This window comes from Arenimonas sp., from assembly GCF_019459675.1.
In the GTDB taxonomy this organism is placed as follows: domain Bacteria; phylum Pseudomonadota; class Gammaproteobacteria; order Xanthomonadales; family Xanthomonadaceae; genus Arenimonas.
Genome location: NZ_JAIBFH010000389.1, coordinates 1 through 3,618, shown reverse-complemented (window position 1 = coordinate 3,618; position 3,618 = coordinate 1). Strand labels below are relative to the sequence as shown.

The 3,618-nt window shown below is 72.8% G+C and carries 4 protein-coding genes and 1 pseudogene; 1 reads left to right on the top strand and 4 read right to left on the bottom strand.

The window, feature by feature from the left end:
• A pseudogene (locus tag K0M70_RS12875) lies at positions 1 to 524 on the top strand (cyclomaltodextrin glucanotransferase); the annotation flags it as partial.
• Here K0M70_RS12875 and K0M70_RS12870 read toward each other — a convergent pair.
• The 4 genes from K0M70_RS12870 to K0M70_RS12855 all read right to left on the bottom strand — a co-directional run.
• Positions 487 to 1,524, bottom strand: a complete 1,038-nt coding sequence (locus K0M70_RS12870; RefSeq protein ID WP_290782558.1) for a LacI family DNA-binding transcriptional regulator — start codon at positions 1,522 to 1,524, stop codon at positions 487 to 489. The pseudogene K0M70_RS12875 and the gene K0M70_RS12870 overlap by 38 nt on opposite strands.
• Positions 1,525 to 1,591: 67 nt before the next feature.
• A complete protein-coding gene (gene eda / locus K0M70_RS12865) occupies positions 1,592 to 2,233 on the bottom strand; it encodes a bifunctional 4-hydroxy-2-oxoglutarate aldolase/2-dehydro-3-deoxy-phosphogluconate aldolase (protein ID WP_290782556.1) in 642 nt (213 codons plus the stop codon).
• The gene (gene glk / locus K0M70_RS12860) at positions 2,230 to 3,222 is read right to left on the bottom strand and encodes a glucokinase (protein WP_290782554.1); all 993 of its coding nucleotides are present in this window, start codon (positions 3,220 to 3,222) and stop codon (positions 2,230 to 2,232) included. The genes eda and glk overlap by 4 nt, the downstream gene beginning before the upstream one ends.
• A gap of 1 nt (position 3,223) precedes the next feature.
• The coding region (locus K0M70_RS12855) for a dihydroxy-acid dehydratase (protein ID WP_290782552.1) at positions 3,224 to 3,618 on the bottom strand (395 nt) is incomplete at its 5' end.

Below are 3,618 nucleotides of genomic sequence, written 5' to 3'. Positions count from 1 at the left end.
TGTTCACCGCGCGCGGCACGCCGGTGGTCTATTACGGTTCGGAAGTGGGCTTCATGCGCGGGCGGGTCGAACACAGCGGCAACCGCAACTACTTCGGCCAGGAACGGGTGGATGCGGCGCCGGACCATCGCATCCACCAGGCGCTGCGCCGCATCGCGCGCGTGCGCGCGGCGTCGCCGGCGCTGCAGCGCGGCCTGCAGGTGAACCTGGAGCTGGCCGGCGACCGCGCGGCGTTTTACCGCGTGTTCCAGCACGGCGGCGTGTCGCAGCTGGCGCTGGTGCTGATCAACAAGGGCGATGCGCCCGAGGATTTCCGCGTGCAGCGCTACCTGCAGCCCGGCACCTGGCGCGCGGCCCTGGCCGGCGGTGAAACAACGGTGGCCGCGGGCGGCGCGCTGGAGGCCACGGTGCCGGCGCACGGCGCCGAAGTGTTCCTGCTGGATGGGGCGGTGACCGAGCCTGGCCTGGCGGCCCGGCTGGCGGAGCTCATGGCGCGGAAGGCGCGCCGCACGAACGGCGGATGACCAGCCGGGTGGGCAGCATTTCGCTGTCCACCCGCTCGCCCTGGATCTGCCGGATCAGGCTGGCCACCAGCCGCTCGCCGGCCAGGCGCGTGTCCTGCATCACGGTGGTCAGCGGCGGGTTGCTGAAGCTGGCCATCGGGATGTCGTCGAAGCCCACCACCGACACGTCGCCCGGCACGGACCGGCCGGCGTCGGCCAGCGCGCGCAGCGCACCGATTGCCAGCAGGTCGCTGGCGGCGAACACGCCGTCGAACGGCACGTCGCGCGCCAGCAGCGCTTTCATTGCGACGTAGCCCACTTCTTCGGTGGAATCGCTGGCGTCGATGCGCAGCGCTTCCTCCATCGGCAGGCCAGCCTCGGCCAGCGCGTCGCCAAAGCCGAGGTAGCGGTCCAGGAATTCCGGGCACTGCAGCGTGGCGGTGCCGATGAAGGCGATGCGGCGGCGCCCCAGCGTCACGAGGTGGCGCCCGGCCAGCTGCCCGCCCTGGTGGTTGTCGCAGCCGATCGACACGCCGTGCTGGTCTTCCACCGCCGAGCCCCAGCGCACGAAGTGCATGCCTTCCTCCACCAGCCGCTCGAGCTTGCTGCGGTAGGCCAGGTAGTCGCCGTAGCCCAGCAGGATCACGCCGTCGGCGCGGTGGCTGTCCTGGTATTCGGCGTGCCAGTCGTCGGACATCTGCTGGAACGACACCAGCAGGTCGTGCCCCTGGCGGGCCGATGCCCGCGTGACGGACGACAGCATGGACAGGAAGAAGGGGTTGATCAGCGAATCGTCGCTGGTGGGGTCTTCGAACAGCAGCAGGGCCAGGGTGGACGCGCGCTGGCGGCGCAGGCTGGAGGCGTTCTTGTCGACCTTGTAGTTCAGTTCCTTGGCCATGGCCTGCACGCGCTGCCGGGTTTCGGCGCTGACCAGGGGGCTGCCGCGCAGCGCCCGCGACACCGTGGCCTGCGACACGCCCGCCCGGAACGCGATGTCGAACGAGGTGACCTTGGGCTTCATGCGGCGGCTCGAGTCATTGCTCTATTCTGCCGCCATTCGCCCCCGTGCGGATACCGCGCCGGCCGATTCAGCCCGGGAGCGGCCTGAGCGCCGCACAGGCCCGGGCCAGGGCGGCGATGCCCGCCCAGTCGCCCGCAGCCACGCGCGCGGCCGGGGCCATCCATGAGCCGCCCACGGTCATCACATTGCCCAGCGCCAGCCAGGCCGGAGCGCTGGCGGCGTCGATGCCGCCGGTGGGGCAGAAGCGCACGCCCGGGAACGGCCCGGCCCAGGCCTTCAGCAGCGCCGGCCCGCCCAGGCTCGAGGCCGGGAACAGCTTGAAGCGCGCGAGCCCGCGCTCGATGCCGGCCATCAGTTCGCTGGCCGTGGCCACGCCAGGCAGGAAGGGCAAGTCGCTGTCGGCGGCGGCGTCGTAAAGGGCGGGCGTGGCGCCGGGCGAGATGGCGAACTGCGCGCCCGCGGCACGCACGGCGTCCAGGTCGGCGCGCGTGAGTACGGTGCCGGCGCCGACGAGCGCGCCCTCCACTTCGCCGACGATGCGGCGGATGGCTTCGACGGCGATCGCGCTGCGCAGGGTCACTTCCAGCACGGGCAGTCCCGCGGCCACCAGCGCGCGCGCCAGCGGCACGGCGTGGTCCAGGCTGTCGAAGGCCAGCACCGGCAACACCGGAGCCTGGGCCAGCAGGGCGTCGATACGGGCGGTCTTCATGCGGGGACTCCGGCGCCTTGGCGCAGTGCGACCGCGGCGCCCAAGAGTCCGGGCGACGCGTGGGTAACCACGTGGATGGGCACCGATTCCAGGTGCGCGGCGAAACGGCCCTTGGCGAGGAAGCGTTCGCGGAACGCACTGCTGCGCAGGAACGGGATGAAGCGCGGCACGATGCCGCCGGCAATCACCACGCTGCGCGCGCCGTGGATCAGCGCGGTGTCGCCGGCCACGCTGCCCAGCATGGCGCAGAAGCGCGCCAGCGTGCGGCGCGCCACCAGGTCGTGGCCCGCCAGCGCGGCGTCGACGATGGCGGCCGGGTCGCGCAGCGGGGTGGGGTTGATGCCCGGCGGCACGCCCGACAGCGCGGCGTCGATGTACGACAGCCCCGTGCCCGACAGCAGGCGTTCGGTGGAACATCGGCCGTGGCGCGCGGTGACCCAGCGCGAAATCGCCAGCTCCTCGTCGCCCAGCGGGGCGTGGCTGACATGGCCGCCTTCGGTTTCCACCACGTGCCAGTTGCCCGGCTCGCCTACCAGCAGACCCACGCCCAGGCCGGTGCCCGGGCCCAGCACCGACACCGGGCCGCGCAGCGGGGCGTCGGCCGCGCCGTGCAGGGTGACGCGGTCGGCGGGGCGCAGGCTGGGCACCGCCCAGGCCACGGCGCCGAAGTCGTTGATGATGGCCAGGTGCGAAAGATTCAGCGTGGCCTGCAGTTCGGCGCGGCTGAACGACCACGCGCGATTGGTGAGGCGGATCTCGTCGCCGGCCACCGGTGATGCCACCGCAATGGCCGCGCGCCGTGGCGCTGCGCCCACCTGCGCCAGGTAGTGTTCGGCCGCGTGCTGCAGGCTGGCGAACCGGGCATTGGGCAGGCTGTGCACGTGCAGCAGCTCAGGCTCGGGAAGGCCGGGGTCGGTCAGCGCGAAGCGGGCGTTGGTGCCGCCGATGTCGGCGATCAGGTCGCAGTGGCGGTGGTCGGCGCCGGTCATCTCAGCCTTCCACGAACAGCGCGCTGCCGCCTTCTTCGGCCGAGTTCGCATGCGCGCGCATCAGGCCGAAGAGCTCACGGCCTACGCCGTGGCGGTTGCCCGACAGGTCGGGCGTCCACGGCGTGCGCGCGTCCCACTCGGCGGCGTCCACCTGGGCCTGCAGCAGGCCGGCGTCGCTGTCGATCAGCACCACGTCGCCTTCGCGCAGCCGCGCGATGGCGCCGCCGCAGGCGGCCTCGGGCACCACGTGGATGGCGGCCAGCACCTTGCCCGATGCACCGGACATGCGGCCGTCGGTCAGCAGGGCCACGCGCTGGCCGCGGTCCTGCATCACCGCCAGCGCGGGCGTGAGCTTGTGCAGTTCGGGCATGCCGTTGGCGCGCGGGCCCTGGCCGC